General features: G+C 69.3%; 16 protein-coding genes, 1 tRNA gene and 1 pseudogene. 7 read left to right on the top strand and 11 right to left on the bottom strand.

Going from position 1 to position 15,192, the window contains the following annotated elements; genetic code table 11:
• Nucleotides 1-12: 12 nt before the first annotated feature.
• From ACF08M_RS22340 to ACF08M_RS22330, 3 genes are all read right to left on the bottom strand, one after another.
• A complete protein-coding gene (locus tag ACF08M_RS22340) occupies nt 13-1,503 on the bottom strand; it encodes a PP2C family protein-serine/threonine phosphatase (protein ID WP_392187003.1) in 1,491 nt (496 codons plus the stop codon).
• A 129-nt stretch (nt 1,504-1,632) separates the two neighbouring features.
• Nucleotides 1,633-2,151: an FHA domain-containing protein gene (locus tag ACF08M_RS22335; protein ID WP_392187002.1), complete on the bottom strand. Its 519-nt coding sequence runs from the start codon at nt 2,149-2,151 to the stop codon at nt 1,633-1,635.
• A gap of 10 nt (nt 2,152-2,161) precedes the next feature.
• Nucleotides 2,162-3,034 carry an FhaA domain-containing protein gene (locus ACF08M_RS22330; protein ID WP_392187001.1) on the bottom strand — a complete coding sequence of 291 codons (873 nt, stop codon included), beginning with the start codon at nt 3,032-3,034 and terminating at the stop codon, nt 2,162-2,164.
• A gap of 315 nt (nt 3,035-3,349) precedes the next feature.
• Between ACF08M_RS22330 and ACF08M_RS22325 the strand changes: the two genes are divergently transcribed.
• The 4 genes from ACF08M_RS22325 (at nt 3,350) to ACF08M_RS22310 (ending at nt 6,082) form a co-directional block, all read left to right on the top strand.
• Nucleotides 3,350-3,432, top strand: a tRNA-Leu gene (locus ACF08M_RS22325).
• A 240-nt stretch (nt 3,433-3,672) separates the two neighbouring features.
• The gene (locus ACF08M_RS22320; RefSeq protein WP_392187000.1) at nt 3,673-5,094 is read left to right on the top strand and encodes a sensor histidine kinase; all 1,422 of its coding nucleotides are present in this window, start codon (nt 3,673-3,675) and stop codon (nt 5,092-5,094) included.
• Between the two features lie 42 nt (nt 5,095-5,136).
• Nucleotides 5,137-5,394 carry a hypothetical protein gene (locus ACF08M_RS22315; RefSeq protein ID WP_392186999.1) on the top strand — a complete coding sequence of 86 codons (258 nt, stop codon included), beginning with the start codon at nt 5,137-5,139 and terminating at the stop codon, nt 5,392-5,394.
• 28 nt (nt 5,395-5,422) lie between these two features.
• On the top strand, nt 5,423-6,082 hold the full coding sequence (locus tag ACF08M_RS22310; RefSeq protein WP_392186998.1) for a response regulator: 660 nt from the start codon (nt 5,423-5,425) through the stop codon (nt 6,080-6,082).
• A gap of 132 nt (nt 6,083-6,214) precedes the next feature.
• Here the strand turns inward: ACF08M_RS22310 and ACF08M_RS22305 are convergent.
• Together ACF08M_RS22305 and ACF08M_RS22300 are read right to left on the bottom strand one after the other, a co-directional pair.
• Nucleotides 6,215-6,678 (bottom strand): annotated as a pseudogene (locus tag ACF08M_RS22305) (MarR family winged helix-turn-helix transcriptional regulator).
• Between the two features lie 73 nt (nt 6,679-6,751).
• Complete coding sequence (locus tag ACF08M_RS22300; RefSeq protein WP_392186997.1) at nt 6,752-6,943, bottom strand: hypothetical protein; 192 nt, start codon at nt 6,941-6,943, stop codon at nt 6,752-6,754.
• A gap of 179 nt (nt 6,944-7,122) precedes the next feature.
• On the opposite strand from ACF08M_RS22300, the gene ACF08M_RS22295 reads away from it, so the two are divergent.
• The 3 genes from ACF08M_RS22295 to ACF08M_RS22285 are packed head-to-tail and all read left to right on the top strand — an operon-like array spanning nt 7,123 to nt 10,007.
• Complete coding sequence (locus tag ACF08M_RS22295) at nt 7,123-8,595, top strand: DUF2252 domain-containing protein (protein WP_392186996.1); 1,473 nt, start codon at nt 7,123-7,125, stop codon at nt 8,593-8,595.
• Nucleotides 8,596-8,653: 58 nt separating this feature from the next.
• Nucleotides 8,654-9,616 (top strand): hypothetical protein, encoded by a 963-nt coding sequence (locus ACF08M_RS22290; protein WP_392186995.1) that lies wholly within the window; start codon nt 8,654-8,656, stop codon nt 9,614-9,616.
• A 46-nt stretch (nt 9,617-9,662) separates the two neighbouring features.
• The gene (locus ACF08M_RS22285) at nt 9,663-10,007 is read left to right on the top strand and encodes a rhodanese-like domain-containing protein (protein ID WP_392186994.1); all 345 of its coding nucleotides are present in this window, start codon (nt 9,663-9,665) and stop codon (nt 10,005-10,007) included.
• Between the two features lie 131 nt (nt 10,008-10,138).
• Here the strand turns inward: ACF08M_RS22285 and ACF08M_RS22280 are convergent, their stop codons facing one another.
• The 6 genes from ACF08M_RS22280 to paaA form a co-directional block, all read right to left on the bottom strand.
• Nucleotides 10,139-11,362: an acyl-CoA dehydrogenase family protein gene (locus tag ACF08M_RS22280; RefSeq protein WP_392186993.1), complete on the bottom strand. Its 1,224-nt coding sequence runs from the start codon at nt 11,360-11,362 to the stop codon at nt 10,139-10,141.
• 172 nt (nt 11,363-11,534) lie between these two features.
• The gene (locus ACF08M_RS22275) at nt 11,535-12,593 is read right to left on the bottom strand and encodes a 2Fe-2S iron-sulfur cluster-binding protein (RefSeq protein WP_392186992.1); all 1,059 of its coding nucleotides are present in this window, start codon (nt 12,591-12,593) and stop codon (nt 11,535-11,537) included.
• Nucleotides 12,594-13,100: a 1,2-phenylacetyl-CoA epoxidase subunit PaaD gene (paaD, locus tag ACF08M_RS22270; protein WP_392186991.1), complete on the bottom strand. Its 507-nt coding sequence runs from the start codon at nt 13,098-13,100 to the stop codon at nt 12,594-12,596.
• The gene (paaC, locus tag ACF08M_RS22265) at nt 13,094-13,795 is read right to left on the bottom strand and encodes a 1,2-phenylacetyl-CoA epoxidase subunit PaaC (protein WP_392186990.1); all 702 of its coding nucleotides are present in this window, start codon (nt 13,793-13,795) and stop codon (nt 13,094-13,096) included. Before paaC ends, paaD begins: the two co-directional genes overlap by 7 nt.
• A complete protein-coding gene (gene paaB / locus ACF08M_RS22260; RefSeq protein ID WP_392186989.1) occupies nt 13,792-14,082 on the bottom strand; it encodes a 1,2-phenylacetyl-CoA epoxidase subunit PaaB in 291 nt (96 codons plus the stop codon). Before paaB ends, paaC begins: the two co-directional genes overlap by 4 nt.
• Entirely contained in the window at nt 14,079-15,083 is a 1,005-nt protein-coding gene (gene paaA, locus ACF08M_RS22255) for a 1,2-phenylacetyl-CoA epoxidase subunit PaaA (protein ID WP_392186988.1), read from the bottom strand. Before paaA ends, paaB begins: the two co-directional genes overlap by 4 nt.
• Between the last annotated feature and the right edge of the window lie 109 nt (nt 15,084-15,192).

The following is a 15,192-nucleotide window of genomic DNA, read 5'->3' as shown; positions in this document are numbered from 1 at the left end:
CCCCCTACGGCTTTACTGCTTACCGCACTGCGGGACCAGCTTTTTCTCTTCCTCCGAGAGGCTGGGACCAGGAGTGGGAGTCGCTGCGGTCGGCTTGGTCTTGGTGGGATCGGAGGTCTTGGCGGCGTCCGAGTCCGTACCACTGGCTTGGCCCTCGTCGGAGCTGATCTTCGCGGCCGCGCGCCGCTGGGCGTCCTTCTGGCAGGCGGATGCCTGGACCGCGAGTTCGCTGACCTTCTCGCGTGCGGCGCTGAGGTCGCCCTCGGCGATGGTCGCCTCGACCTGCTTGCGCTGGTAGGGCGGGAGGTACTTGAGTTCGATCTCGGGGTGGTCCTTCTCGACCTTCGAGAGCGAGACCCACGCCAGGTCCTGGCTGATGCCCCGGAACAGTGCGACGTGTTCGTCCTTCGCGCCGACGTAGAACTGGTTCTGTGTCCAGCGGTAGCCACCGTAGAGACCGCCGCCGATGACGGCGAGCACGAGCACGGTGTAGAGGGACCTCATGAACCACTTGCGGCCGCCGCCGGGCTTGACGAAGTCGTCGTCGGTGTACGCGTCGAAGGAGCTGTCCGGCATTCCGCCGTAGCCCGCGTCGTCGTCGCCGCTCCCGGGCGGGCCGAAGCCGCCCGCGGGCGGCGGGACGGGACGGCCGAGGCCGGCCGCTCGGCCGGCGGGGGTCTGCATGGCGCCGCCGTCGTTCTGCTGGGCGGCCTGGTTCTCGGCGACCGCGCCGACGACGACCGGGGTGTCGTTGAGCTGTGCGGCGAGGGTGTCGTTGCTGTCGACGTCGAGGACGTCGGCGACGATGCAGGTGATGTTGTCCGGGCCGCCGCCGCGCAGGGCGAGCTGGATCAACTCCTGGATGGTCTCCTGGGGGCCCTGGTAGCTGGCGAGGGTCTCTTCCATCGTCTGGTGCGAGACGACGCCGGAGAGTCCGTCGGAGCAGATCAGATAGCGGTCGCCGATCCGGACCTCGCGAATGGAGAGATCGGGTTCGACGTGATCGCCACTGCCGAGCGCACGCATCAGAAGGGCGCGCTGGGGGTGGGTGGTCGCTTCTTCCTCGGTGATCCGGCCCTCGTCGACCAGCCGCTGCACCCAGGTGTGATCCTGGGTGATCTGGGTGAGCACGCCGTCGCGCAGCAGGTAGGCGCGGGAGTCGCCGACGTGGACGAGGCCGAGGCGCTGGCCGGTCCAGAGCAGGGCGGTGAGCGTGGTGCCCATGCCCTCCAGCTGGGGGTCCTCCTCGACCATCATGCGCAGTTGGTCGTTGGCCCGCTGGACCGCCATGCCGAGCGAAGTGAGGATGTCCGAGCCCGGGACGTCGTCGTCGAGCTGGACGAGCGTGGAGATCACCTCGGAGCTGGCGACCTCGCCGGCCGCCTGGCCGCCCATGCCGTCGGCGATGGCGAGAAGGCGCGGACCGGCGTAGCCGGAGTCCTCGTTGCCCTCCCGGATCATGCCCTTGTGCGATCCGGCGGCGAAGCGCAGGGAAAGACTCATGCGCACCTCGCCCGTCGGCTCGGGGTACAGCCGGTCTCGAGCCACACTGCCCACCCTCCGGTCGGGAGCCGGGCCGGGTCCGTTGCCCGGGCCGCCGCGGCTCGCTCGCTCCGCTCGCTCATTGTCGTACTACTTCCGCAGCTCGATGACGGTCTTGCCGATCCGGATCGGCGCGCCCAGCGGAACAGGCGTCGGGGTGGTGAGTCGGGTCCGGTCGAGATATGTGCCGTTGGTGGACCCGAGATCCTCGACGATCCACTGGCCGTCACGGTCGGGGTAGATCCTGGCATGCCTGCTGGACGCGTAGTCGTCGTCCAGGACGATCGTTGAATCGTGGGCCCGGCCCAGCGTGATGGTCTGCCCCTGGAGCGCCACCGTGGTGCCGGTGAGGGTGCCCTCGGAGACGACCAGCTTTGTGGGTGCCCCCCGGCGCTGGCGGCCGGGCTGTTGGCGCTGCTGCTGCGGCGGCGCAGCAGCATTCTGGCGTGCCTGTGGCGGTCGCGCGTCGGTTGCGGTGCGGCGTGAGCCGCGCTGCGTGACGCGCGTTCCGAACAGGTCGCTGCGGATGACCTGGACGGCCACGATTACGAACAGCCACAGAACGGCCAGGAAACCTAGCCGCATGACCGTCAGGGTCAGCTCTGACATTGCCCCCGCTTCACCCTTCGGCTTGCCGGTAAACGATGGTGGTGCTGCCCACGACGATCCGCGAGCCGTCGCGGAGCGTAGCGCGGGTTGTGTGCTGCCCGTCCACCACGATGCCGTTGGTGGACCCGAGATCCTGGATCGTCGAGGGCGTTCCGGTCCGGATCTCACAGTGCCGACGCGATACGCCGGGGTCGTCGATCCGCACATCGGCGTCGGTGCTGCGCCCCAGCACCAGTGTCGGGCGGGAGATCTGATGGCGGGTGCCGTTGATCTCGATCCAGCGCCGCACTTGCGCGTTCGGCAGGGGGCTGGGCCCGGCCGACGTGTGCCGGTCGGCACTGGGGCTTCCGGGCCTGCCCGCGCCCGGCGGCGGGGCCGCGGGCATGGGCGGGGCGGAGCTGGGCGGGTAGCCGGAGCCGCTGGTGGGCTGCGAGGGACGCCCCGGGCCCGGGTGGGGAGGCTGCCCGTGCGGTCCTGGCCGGTCCTGGTGGTCCTGCTGCTGTGACGAACTCGACGCCAGGGTGCGGCTGCGCACCCGGTAGAGCCCGGTGTCGAGGTCGTCGGCCTTCTCCAGATGCACCTTGATCGGGCCCATGAAGGTGTACCGCTGCTGCTTGGCGTAGTCGCGGACCAGACCGGAGAGTTCGTCGCCCAACTGACCGGAGTACGGGCTGAGTCGCTCGTAGTCGGGGGTGCTGAGCTCGACGATGAAGTCGTTGGGGACGACGGTCCGCTCACGGTTCCAGATCGTCGCGTTGTTGTCGCACTCGCGCTGGAGGGCTCCCGCGATCTCGACCGGCTGGACCTCGGACTTGAAGACCTTGGCGAAGGTGCCGTTGACCAGACCTTCGAGACGCTGCTCGAAACGCTTCATGACTCCCATGGGGCACCTCCTCCGTTGTAGTCGTCCCTGTACTGCTTACTGATCGTATCCACGCGTCGGGAAATCGGCTGGTTCCCCTTGTCTGCCCTGTGGATGAGTGTCACCTCTCACACGGATCGTAGAGGCGGCCTCCTGACAGTGTCCCGCACCAGGGGTGTACTGAGGAGGAGTGGGGGCGGCCGTTGGGCGTTCCCCGTTCCCGCCAGGCGTTCGGTGAAACAACGGATGTGAATCCACCCTGTCCAGCGTGCTAATCTTCCGGATGTCGCCAGGCGCTCGCACCAAACGGTGAGAGAGTCTGAAAACACCACTCTTGCGCGAGTGGCGGAACGGCAGACGCGCTGGCTTCAGGTGCCAGTGTCCTTTGGGACGTGGGGGTTCAAATCCCCCCTCGCGCACAAGAGAGAAGCCTCACAGGCCAACGGTCTGTGGGGCTTCTTCGTTCCCTGGCGCTCGTCAATGTTTGCCATTGTCCTGTCATGCCCGTCATACCTGTTATGTCCGCCATGTCTGCCGTGTTTCTCGTTCGGGGTTCGGTGTGGTCGACGGGCGGAGCGGGGTGTGGGCGACTTTCGTTGCGGGAGGGTGCGACGAAAGTGGGGCGTCATGCCCATGAGGGCCCGCCTAGGGTGCGGGGCGTGTACGCGATATCGAAGCTCAGGGCCGGTTGGCAGTGGTGTGCGGCGCCTGAGCTGTGGTCCCGGCGCAGGACGGCCGGAGAGGCCGTGCTGGCCCTGGTGCTCGGGTTGCTCGCGGCCGGCGTGGAAGAGCTGTTGCGCAGCGGGGAGCTGCGTCTGTGGACGGTGTCGGCCGCGGTCGTGGTGCTGTCCTTGATGAGGCGCCGGCTGCCGGTGACCGTGCTCGTGGTCTCGGCCGCCCTGGCCGGGCTGTCCGGCGGATTCGCGCTGCTGCTGATGGTGGTGGCGTGGAGTTCCGGGCGCCGGATCGCCGGGGCGGGACGAGCTCTGGGGGCCTTCACCGCTTCGTACGCGTTCTATGTGGGTCTGACCATGGCGGTGAGTTGGCCGGCGTCGCGGCCGCTGACCGAGGTGCTGTTCACCACCCTGTATTTTTTTGCGACGACCCTCGTGCCCGGCCTCGCCAGCCGGTACTGGACCCAGCGCCGGACCCTGTTGCACGCCCTGCAGGAGCGCAATGCGCAGCTCGTCCGGGAGCGGGCCATGATCGTGGGACAGGCACGGCTCATGGAGCGCCAGCGGATCGCCCAGGACATGCACGACAGCCTGGGGCACCGGCTGGCGCTCATCTCTGTCCATACGGGAGCGCTGGAGGTCGACCGTGAGCTGACGGCACGGCAGCGGGAAGTGGTAGGGGTGCTGCGAGACGCCTCGGTCCACGCGATGCACGAGCTGCGTGAGGTCGTCGGCATCCTCCGGGACGGCGTCGAGGGGCCGGTGCAGGGCGGCGAGGGCGGGCAGCTGGCGGCACGGGGCACCGCCGGCATCGAGGAGCTGACGGCGGCGGCACGGGCGGCCGGAAGCGCTGTGGAGCTTCGCCGTACGGGAAGTATCCGGACGCTCGTGGCGGCCTCGGACCATGCGGCGTACCGCATCGTCCAGGAAGCGCTGACGAATGCATACAAGCATGCGCCGGGTGCGGCGATCACGGTCGAGTTGCGCTACGAGCCGGATTCGTTCGTCGTCGAGATCGTCAATGGTCCGCAGCGGCATGCGCGGCCCGCGGGTGAGGTGGTCAGCGGCGGGCAGGGGCTGCCCGGTCTGCATGAGCGTGCCCGGCTGGTCGGCGGCATGGTGCACACCAGCCGGACCGAGGACGGCGGCTTCCGGGTGGCCGGGGTGCTTCCGTACGGCGCCGAAGGCGTGGCCGGCGGGGCGGCGGGCGCGCCGATGGTTGCTGCAGAGGACGACTTCCGGCAGCAGTCCCGGATGGCCCCGCGGGGGAACGGTGGTCCGGTCATGGACTGGACGGTTTCCGAGCGGGAGTTGGCGATGAGCGGCAGCGGAAAGAGTACGGGCAGCGGGATCGCACTGGGCTGCGGGATAGGGGCAGGGGCCTTGGTGCTGCTGGTGCTGGCCTGAGGCTTCGGGCTGTACTTCCTGGTGGCGGAGGCGGACAAGGGGATGATTGATCCGCGTCAGTACCGGTCGATCGAGATCGGCACGGCGGAGGACGAGGTGCGGGAGAAGCTGCCTGCCGGGGATACATTCATGACGGCCGGACTGGACGGTGGGGGGCCCGAGAAGCCGGCCGGGGCGAGGTGTCTGGTCCTGATGTCCTCCGAGATCGGCGACGACTTGGACATCGAGCCGGTGTTCCGGTTCTGCTTCCGGGACGGCAAGCTGATCGAGAAGAAGTCCTACGAGGTCGCCAGTAGATGAGGCGCCCGGGACGAGTGCGGGGGTATGAGTGACGGGTCGGTTGATCAGGGTTGTCATCGCTGATGATGAGCCCCTCATTCGCGCCGGGATACGGATGATCCTCACCTCGGACCGTTCCATCGAGGTCGTCGCGGAGGCGGCGAACGGTCGAGAGGCCATCGAGCTGGTCCGCGCCCACTCCGTGGATGTGGTGCTGCTCGACATCCAGATGCCGGTGATGGACGGGCTCACGGCGCTGGCGGAGCTGCGAACGGCGGCTCCGGCGGCGCGGGTGATCGTGCTCACGACGTTCGGTGAGCGGGCGAATGTGCTGCGTGCGCTGGAGCAGGGGGGTGCCGGCTTCCTGCTCAAGGACACGGCTCCGTCCGAACTGATCCAGGCGGTGCGGGCAGCGGCGGCCGGAGACGCCTATCTCTCACCCGGCGCCACCCGGCATGTGGTGGATCAGCTGACCCTGGGCCGCACAGCGGTCCGGGGCGAGGCGGCGCGGCAGCGGATGGTCGCGCTCAGCGAGCGGGAGCGCGAGGTGCTGGCACTGCTCGGGGAGGGGCTGTCCAACGCGGACGCGGGCAGGCGATTGCACATGAGCGAGGCGACGGTGAAGACGTATGTGAGCCGGATCCTGGCGAAGCTGGGATGCGAGAACCGAGTGCAAGCCGCGTTGTTGGCGAGGGACGCGGGCCTGTAGAGGTTGGCATATCAGCTGGCAGCTGCCAGCTGCCGGTGGGCTCGGAGAGGGTTGCCAATGCCTGCGGGAGCCGCCTGGTCGCAGCCCGTCCGTGGCTGCTTTTACGGGGCAGGGTGGCCTGTGGGGTGCGGGTCAGGGCGCCTGCGGGGTGGTCACGCCCGCGTCTCCCGCCGAGTTGTAGCGCAGCAGGCACTCGGCGAACCTGGCGAGGTCGTCCGCCGCCCAGTCGGCGAGGCGTTCCTGGTATGCGGCGCGGCGGCTGGCCTGCGTCGAGGCGAGCGCCTGGGTCCCGGCCCCGGTGGGGTGCAGCACCTGGATGCGGTGGTCGTCCGGGTCCCGTTGGCGCTCGACCAGTCCGAGTTTTCCAGAGTGCCGATCTGCCGGCTGACTGTCGATTTGTCCAGCATGTAGTGCGCGGCAAGATCTGTCGCGCGGCAGCCGTGCTGGTCGTCGATGTGTGCCAGAAGCGTGTACGAGACCAGGGGGAGCTCCGGATGGAGGCGAGCTGCCGCGGCCCGCGCGCGACGCGCGAAGGCGGTCAGCTCGCGCTGGATGACATCCAGCGATTCTTCGCGTTCTCCGGGGTTGTCCGGCACTGATCCGCCCTCCGTCTCGCCCCTCTCGGGATTCAGTTGTATAGGACAACGGGTTGATAGTTGCAAAAGCCAACTATTGATTTATGGCAGGGCCGGCCGAGGCGAGGCGGCGGAAGGCCGCCGTGGCGACGGCTCCGGCCGGGGCGGTCCGCGGACCCGTGGAGGCCGGGGCGGTCCGCGGACCGGGCGGCACGTCGGGGCCGAAGCCCGGACCGAGGCGGACGGCGAGGAAGAGCTGGAAGAGGAGCTGGAAGAGGAGCTGCAAGAGGCCATTGGCGTCTGACCAGGACAGAGCGGTGCCACAGGCGGTTGTCCACAGGTTGGAAGATGAGTTTTCCACAGGGGCGGACGGCCTTCGGCGGACGGCGGTACCTTCGTCGCAATTGATCTGCGACGGGGCGTCGGGCCAGGAGCGCAGGACGAGGGCGGGGGAGGCTGTGCGCCATGGGCGAAATCGAAGCGACAGTGCCGGTGCAACGGGCTGTGACCGGGAATCCGCGCATTCCGGTCGTGCCCGGATTCGCTCGGCGGACAACTCGGCGGACAAGTGGAGAAGCTGGGGCCGGCGGCAGTGCGCCGCAGTCGCCCAAGGAGGCGGGCAAGGCCCTGCGGGAGAGGGTGTCCAGGGCCTCTCACTCCTTGCTGGAGCTTCCGGCCGGACGGCCCGACGCCGTGCAGGCGGTCGAGGAGTCGAGTCGCGGCAGGGTGTCCGCTCTCGCCCCGATCCGGGTGGGGCGAATGGCGGCCACGCCGTTCGCCTTTCTGCGCGGCTCGGCCGGGCTGATGGCCCATGACCTGGTGGGTACGCCCGTCAGCGGCGTGGGTGCCCAGCTCTGCGGCGATGCGCATGCAGCCAATTTCGGGTTGTACGGCGATGCGCGCGGCAGCCTGGTCATCGATCTGAATGATTTCGACGAGACCGTGTTCGGTCCCTGGGAATGGGATCTCAAGCGCCTCACCACTTCGCTGGTGCTCGCCGGCCGGGAGGCCGGTGCGGACGAGGAGACCTGCCGTCAGGGCGCATACGACACGGTGGGCGCCTACCGGCGGACGATGCGGCTGCTGGCCAAGCTGCCCGCACTCGATGCCTGGAACGCCATCGCGGACGAGGAATTGGTCTCGCACGCGGATGCGCGGGATCTGCTCGGCACCCTGGAGCGGGTCTCGGAGAAGGCCCGCAACAACACCAGCGCCCGTTTCGCGGCCAAGTCCACGGAGGTTTCCGGGGACGGCGGACGTCGCTTCGTCGACGCGCCGCCGGTGCTGCGGCGGGTGCCGGACGAGGAGGCCGCCGCGGTGGCGACGGGGCTCGGCGACTATCTGGGCACGATCTCGGAGGACCGGGTGCCGCTCCTCGCCAGGTACGCGATCCACGACGTGGCGTTCCGAGTGGTCGGCACGGGGAGCGTCGGCACCCGGTCGTACGTGGTGCTCCTGCTCGATCACCGTGGCGAGCCCCTGGTGCTGCAGGTGAAGGAGGCGCGACCCTCCGTACTGGCGCCGTATCTGCCGGCTGCCGGGTTCGATGTGCCTGAGGTGGCGCACGAGGGGCGCCGGGTGGTGCTCGGGCAGAAGCGGATGCAGGTTGTCAGCGACATCCTGCTGGGGTGGGCCAGCGTGGCCGGGCGCCCCTTCCAGGTGCGGCAGTTCAGGAACCGCAAGGGCAGCGTGGACCCGGCGGCCCTGGCAGCCGACCAGGTCGACGACTACGGCCGGATGACCGGTGCGCTGCTGGCGCGGGCCCATGCGCACAGCGTCGATCCGCGACTGATCGCGGGGTACTGCGGCAAGAACGACGAGCTGGACGAGGCGGTGGCGGCATTCGCGGTGACGTACGCGGACCGTACGGAGGCGGACCACGCAGAGCTGGTACGGGCCATAGGCGCGGGGCGAATAGCCGCCGAATGGGGCGTGTGAGGGACAGTCCGTCGACCGCGCGTGATCGGGGCGTCGAAGGTGGCCATACGCTGGATGGGTGAGCCACGAAGCCGCCGGGGTGCCGACCTCCCGGAACGACGATGACCGGCAGGACAACGACCGGCAGCACGAGCAGCACGCCCCGGATGCGCAGGACGGCCGGTCAGCCGGTGCCGGCGATGGTGCCGGTTCGGGGGCCGGTGCCGCTGAGGGGGCTGGCGGGGCTGCCGAAGGGAACCCGGAGGATGCTCGTCCCGAGGCTCGGCTCGCCAAGGCGGTACGGGTGGCGGAGCAGGCACTGATCGAGTTCGAGATCGCGGTGGAGACCTTCCGGGTCGAGGTCGAGAACTTCTCCCGGCTGCATCACCAGAAGCTCGGGCCGATGTACGCCCGCCTCGATGAGCTCGATGCGCAGATCGCGGAGGCCCTGGCCGCCAGGACCGGTGATCCCGAAGACCTCCGCAAGGCCCAGGAGGCCCGGTCGATCGTGATGCCGATGCCGGGCGTCGACGAGCTGTTCCACGACTGGATCGACTCCGACGGGCTGTCCCCCGAGGCGGCGGCGATGCTGACCGAGCAGCCGGTCCGGCCGCCCAAGCGGGTCCGGCCGACCGAGGAGGCGCGCAAGCTCTACCGCGAACTGGCGCGCAAGGCCCACCCGGACCTGGCGCAGGACGAGACGGAACGGGCCCGCCGCGACGAGTTCATCACCCGTGTCAACGCCGCGTACGGGCGTGGTGACGAGGCGCTGCTGACGGAGCTGGCGCAGGAGTGGGCGGCGGGGCCGGTGGTGCCGGAGACGGAACTCAGTGAGAGCGAGGAGCTCTATGTCCGGCTGAACTGGCTGACCCAGCGCAAGGAACTTCTGACGGTGCTCGCTCAGGAGCTTGAGGAGAGCGCGATCGGGGCCATGCTGCGGATGGCGCCGGACGATCCGGACCGACTGCTCGACGAGATCGCCGATCAGCTGCTGGGCGAGGTCGCTCAGCGTGAGGCGGAGCTGGCCGGTCTGGTGCAGTAGCGTTCCTGGTGACTCTGGAGCGTACGTATGAGAGAAGGCATGCCCCATGAATTTCGCCCCGCTGCCCTCGGTGGATGCCGCGGCGGTTCCGTCGGACGGCTTCGTGCTGGACGTCCGGGAGGACGACGAATGGGCGGCCGGGCACGTCGAAGGCGCCCTGCACATTCCGATGAGTGACTTCGTGGGCCGCTTCGGTGAGCTCACCGAAGCGGCCGAGGACGGGCGGCGCGTGCATGTGATGTGCCGGGTCGGTGGCAGGTCTGCCCAGGTCACCCAGTACCTGGTGCAGCAGGGCATCGACGCCGTGAACATCGACGGCGGGATGCTCGCCTGGGACGGTGCCGGGCGTCCGATGATCACCGACAACGGCAACCCGGCTCTCGTGCTCTGAGCCGGGTGGCAGTCCGGTCGCCCGGTCGCAGGGCGGCCGGGGCGCCGGGCAGCGAGGCTGCCTGCCTGGCCGCCGCGCCGCATGGCTGCTCAGCTGCTCGGGCCGGCGTCGGTTGAGGGCCTGGTAGGGAATCAGCCGAGCGGATGCGCGGCCAGAAGGTCGCCCAGTGCCTCCTCGTGCGCCGCCGCCGGGCCGAGGGACAGTTCGATCTGCTTCGCCCAGGCGTGGAAGCGGTGCAGCGAGTAGTCGGTGTCCGCACCGAAGCCGCCGTGCAGATGCTGGGCCGTCTGTACGACCCGGCGGACACCGTCCGACGCCCAGATCTTCGCCACGGCGATGTCGCCCTCGACGGGCATCGCGCCGCCGGCCCCCGTGGAGATCCGCCAGGCCGCTTGCCAGAGTGTCACTTCCATGGCCCGCAGGTCGATGTAGCGGTCCGCGGCCTGTACTGCGACGGACTGGAAGGTCGCTACCGGAAAGCCGAACTGCTCACGCTTGCCGGTGTATTCACTCGTCATGGCGAGCACGGCCTCGCCCAGCCCGAGCGCGAGCGCGCAGGTTCCGGTGGTGAGCAGGGCGCGCAGCCACTCCCAGGCTCCGGCGGTGCCGATCAGCGCGCGGCTGTCGATCCTCACCGAGTCCAGCCGGACCTCTGCGAACAGCTCACCACTGGTGGAGACCTGCTCGGCCAGAGTGACGCCTTCGTGGGCGGGCCGGACCAGTGCCAGAACGGCCCGGCCCTCGCCTGTGTGGGCGGGAACCGCGATCCAGTCCGCAGCCTGCGCCCACGGCACCCCCGACTGCACTCCGTCGAGCACCCAGCCGGTGGCATCACCGTCGGTGTCCGCGGTCGCGATGCCAGGACCTTTCTCGGGACCTTCGCCAGTTTCTGCACCCGACCGGTCGTTCCCCGTGGGAGCTTCACGGCGGGCCGTGACGGCGAGCTCGGCCGGATCGTGGCCGGAACGCCCGTTGGCCCCAACGGTGAGGACCAGCTCGCCCCGGCCGACCCGGGGGAGCAATTCGGCGGCCAGCCCCGGGTCGCCGTAGCGCTGGAGGGCCATCGCGACCCCGCACGTCTCCAGCAGCGGCACCCGCGCAAGCACCTTGGCGGACTCGCGAAGCACCAGACAGAGCGCGACGAGATCCAGCCCCGCCCCGCCGTGCTCCGGCGACAGCGTCAGGCTCAGCAAGTCGCCTGCGGCGAGCCCGGCCCACAGGGACCGGTCGATGTCCTCGGCCACCGCGCCCGGCACGAGAGCGGGGCTGGGAACCCCGTCGGGTGCGACGTCGGAGAAGATCGCTCCAGCCGCCTCGGCGGCTGCCTGCTGTTCCTCGGTGAAGGTGAAGTCCACTGCCCTGGCCTCCCGCGAACCGTTGCTCCCGTACCCGGATCTGACGGAGCGTCAAGATAGAACACGTTCTATGAGAAGGGAACAGGAGGGGAGGCGTGGATGCGTGGATGCGTGGGGTGACGGGGTGGGCGAAATGGGGTCCGGCCGGCGGTCGGCGGCCGGACGCCGACGTTCAGCGGTCGAAGTCGAGTTCCACCTCCGGTGTGGCCGGATGCGATTGGCATGCCAGCACATAGCCGGCGTCCGTTTCTTCGGGCTCCAGAGCGAAGTTGCGGTCCATCCGCACCTCTCCCGAGACCAGGAAGGCCCGGCAGGTCCCGCACACGCCGCCCTTGCAGGCGTACGGGGCGTCGGAGCGGCTGCGCAGCACTGTCTCCAGCAGTGATTCGCCATCCTGCACGGGCCAGGTTCCGGAACGGCCGTCCAGGGTCGCCGTGAGCCTGCTGTGGGCGGGCGTTTCAGCCGGGGTGCGGGCGGGAGCGTTCGGGCCGTCGTCCACATGGAAGATTTCCTGGTGGATGCGGGTCCGGTCGATGCCCAGGTCGTGCAGCGCGCCTTCGGCCGCCTGCACCAGTCCGAACGGCCCGCACAGGTACCAGCCGGCCACCTCCGCGACCGGAAGGAGCGCGGGCAGCAACTCGATGAGCCGGTCCCGGTCCAGCCGCCCGGACGGGAGACCTGCCTGCTGTTCCTCCCGGGAGAGCACCGTGATCAGCTGGAACCGGTCCGGGTAGCGGTCCTTGAGGTCGGCGACTTCGTCGAGGAACATCGTCGAGAGCGCTGTCCGGTCACTGCGGATCAAGCAGAAACTGGCGTCGGGCTCCCTCGCCAGCAGTGTTGCCGCGATCGACAGCACCGGGGTGATCCCGCTGCCCCCGACGATCGCCGCGAAGTGTCCGGCGCGGGGCGTGAGCACGAAGCGGCCCATGGGAGGCATCGCCTCGACCAGGTCACCGACGGCGAGTTCCTTCAGCGCGTACGTGGAGAACACGCCGCCGTCGACGAGCCGAATGCCCACACGCAACACCGGGTCGGCCGGTTCCTCCGTGGCCGGGGAGCAGATCGAGTACGAGCGGCGGATCTCCTCGCCATCGACGGTGTAGCGCACGTTGAGGTGCTGACCGGGTTTGTGGTGGAAGGTCTTGCGCAGCTCGGGCGGCACGGCGAGGGTGACGGCCACCGAATCGTCCGTGAGCCGTTCGATCGCGCGGACCCGGAGCGGATGGAACATCTACAACTCCTTGAAGTGGTCGAACGGTTCGCGACATGTCACACACCGGCGCAGCGCCTTGCAGGCGGTGGAGGAGAACCGGCTCAGCAACTCCGTATCGGTCGAGCCGCAGTGCGGGCAGCGCACCGAGAGCGTGAGCGGCACCGGGCCGCCCGAGGGCGCCGTGGCGTCGTGCGGGCGCGGGGGCGCGATGCCGAACTCGGCCAGCTTGCGCCTCCCTTCCGCGCTGATGTCGTCGGTCGACCAGGCGGGTGAGAGCACGGTGACCACGGAGACCTCCGGTATGCCGTGGTCATGAAGCACCCGCTCGATGTCGGAAGACATGGCCGCGATTGCCGGGCAGCCGGTGTAGGTCGGGGTGAGACGCACGGTGACTCTGCCCGGCGCGACGATGTCCACGCCCCGGAGCACTCCCAGCTCGTTCAGGGTCAGTACGGGCAGTTCGGGATCGGGCACGGACCCTGCCAGCCGATACAGCTCCTCCTCCAGGAGAGTCCCGGTCACCATGACGCCCCCGGGTGGCTGCGATGCAGATGCTGCATCTCGGCGATCATCCGGCCGAAGGGTTCGGTGTGGATGCCCTGGCGGCCCGCACCCGCAGTCCATGCTCCGGACTGCGGACCGGTCGGCACGGTCAGCGTGGCCCGCTCCAGTACCGCGGTGACGGACTCCAGCCAGCCGCTGTGCAGCGACTGCCAGTCGATCTCCACGCCCTCCACGGGCTGGAACAGCTCACCGGTGAACCGCCACAGGGCGTCGACCCCTCGCTGCATCCGCTCATGGCTCTCGGCTGTGCCGTCGCCGAGCCGCAGCGCCCAGTGTTCCGCGTGGTCCTGGTGGTACGCGACTTCCTTGACCGCCTTCGCCGCCAGCCCGGCGAACGGGCTCTCATCGGCGGCCAGCTGCTCGTACAGCAGTCGCTGGTAGGTGGAGAAGTAGAGCTGGCGGGCGACGGTGTGGGCGAAGTCGCCGTTCGGCTGCTCGACCAGCTGGACGTTGCGGAAGGCGCGTTCCTCGCGCAGATATGCCAGCTCGTCCTCGTCCCCGACGAGGGAGAGCAGTACCCGGGCCTGCCCCAACAGGTCCAGCGCGATGTTGGCCAGGGCCACTTCTTCTTCCAGCACGGGGGCGTGGCCGGCCCACTCCCCCAGCCGGTGCGAGAGCACCAGCGCGTCGTCGCCCAGGGCGAGGGCCGCGGTCACAGGTGCTTCACCCCTTCCGGGATCTCATAGAACGTCGGGTGCCGGTACGGCTTGTCACCGGCCGGCTCGAAGAAGGAGTCCTTCTCGTCCGGAGAGGAGGCCGTGACCTGGGCGGACGGGACCACCCAGATGGAGATGCCCTCGGAACGGCGTGTGTACAGATCGCGCGCGTTGCGCAGGGCCATCTCCGCGTCCGGGGCGTGCAGGCTGCCCGCGTGGGTGTGGGACAGCCCGCGGCGCGAACGCACGAACACTTCCCACAGCGGCCATTCGGTCGAGCTGTTCATGCTGTCGCCTCCCCGTCGGATACTGCTGTGTGTTTCTCCGCGTACGCGACTGCCGCGTCCCGGACCCAGGAGCCCTCCTCGTGCGCCCGGCGGCGCTGGGTGAGGCGCTGCTCGTTGCACGGGCCGTTGCCCTTGAGGACTTCCTGGAACTCCTTCCAGTCGATCGCCCCGAAGTCGTGGTGCCCACGCTCTTCGTTCCACCGGAGATCCGGGTCCGGAAGGGTGAGCCCCAGCGCTTCGGCCTGGGGGACACAGATGTCCACGAAGCGTTGCCGCAGCTCGTCGTTGGAGTGCCGTTTGATCTTCCAGGCCATTGACTGTGCCGAGTGGGCCGATGCGTCGTCCGGCGGGCCGAACATCATCAGGGACGGCCACCACCAGCGGTTCACCGCGTCCTGGGCCATCTCGTGCTGCGCCGGGGTGCCGCGGCTGAGGGTGAGCAGCAGCTCGTATCCCTGACGCTGGTGGAAGGACTCCTCCTTGCAGATGCGGACCATCGCCCGGGCGTACGGGCCGTAGGAGCAGCGGCAGAGCGGTACCTGGTTGGTGATCGCGGCGCCGTCTACGAGCCAGCCGATCGCTCCTACGTCCGCCCAGGTCAGCGTCGGGTAATTGAAGATCGACGAATACCTCTGGCGGCCCGCGTGGAGCTTGTCGAGCAACTCCTCGCGGCCGGTGCCGAGGGTCTCCGCGGCGCTGTACAGATAGAGCCCGTGCCCGGCCTCGTCCTGCACCTTGGCCATCAGGATCGCCTTGCGGCGCAGCGAGGGCGCGCGCGAGATCCAGTTGGCCTCCGGCTGCATGCCGATGATCTCGGAGTGGGCATGCTGGGCCATTTGCCTGACCAGCGAGGCGCGGTACGCATCAGGCATCCAGTCGCGCGGCTCGATGCGCTCGTCCGCGGCCACCGCGGCGTCGAAGGTCGCCTTCAAGGCCTCGTCCGCCCCCTCGGGCCTGGCTGGTCCCGCCTGCGCCGCTTGGTCCGCAGTCACTGCCGTCATCCCGGACTCCCTACCGACCGACCGATCGTTCGGTTCAATGTCTTCAATGGTGAGTCGGTGGCCCGTAGGGTGTCAACCCTGTGGATAACTGACCGGGGATCGACGGGGA

Source organism: Streptomyces sp. NPDC015032 (genome assembly GCF_043080425.1).
Taxonomy (GTDB): Bacteria; Actinomycetota; Actinomycetes; order Streptomycetales; family Streptomycetaceae; genus Streptomyces.
The sequence above is the reverse complement of the archived record's forward strand: the minus strand, read 5'-3'. Positions and strand labels throughout refer to the sequence as shown.

Coding starts and splice junctions, on each gene's coding strand:
- ACF08M_RS22295 (WP_392186996.1), top strand. CDS start 7,123: ATGGGCGAAATCGAAGCGACAGTGCCGGTGCAACGGGCTGTGACCGGG.
- ACF08M_RS22285 (WP_392186994.1), top strand. CDS start 9,663: ATGAATTTCGCCCCGCTGCCCTCGGTGGATGCCGCGGCGGTTCCGTCG.
- ACF08M_RS22315 (WP_392186999.1), top strand. CDS start 5,137: ATGATTGATCCGCGTCAGTACCGGTCGATCGAGATCGGCACGGCGGAG.
- paaB (WP_392186989.1), bottom strand. CDS start 14,082: ATGAACAGCTCGACCGAATGGCCGCTGTGGGAAGTGTTCGTGCGTTCG.
- ACF08M_RS22330 (WP_392187001.1), bottom strand. CDS start 3,034: ATGGGAGTCATGAAGCGTTTCGAGCAGCGTCTCGAAGGTCTGGTCAAC.
- ACF08M_RS22340 (WP_392187003.1), bottom strand. CDS start 1,503: ATGAGTCTTTCCCTGCGCTTCGCCGCCGGATCGCACAAGGGCATGATC.
- paaD (WP_392186991.1), bottom strand. CDS start 13,100: ATGGTGACCGGGACTCTCCTGGAGGAGGAGCTGTATCGGCTGGCAGGG.
- paaA (WP_392186988.1), bottom strand. CDS start 15,083: ATGACGGCAGTGACTGCGGACCAAGCGGCGCAGGCGGGACCAGCCAGG.
- ACF08M_RS22275 (WP_392186992.1), bottom strand. CDS start 12,593: ATGTTCCATCCGCTCCGGGTCCGCGCGATCGAACGGCTCACGGACGAT.
- ACF08M_RS22335 (WP_392187002.1), bottom strand. CDS start 2,151: ATGTCAGAGCTGACCCTGACGGTCATGCGGCTAGGTTTCCTGGCCGTT.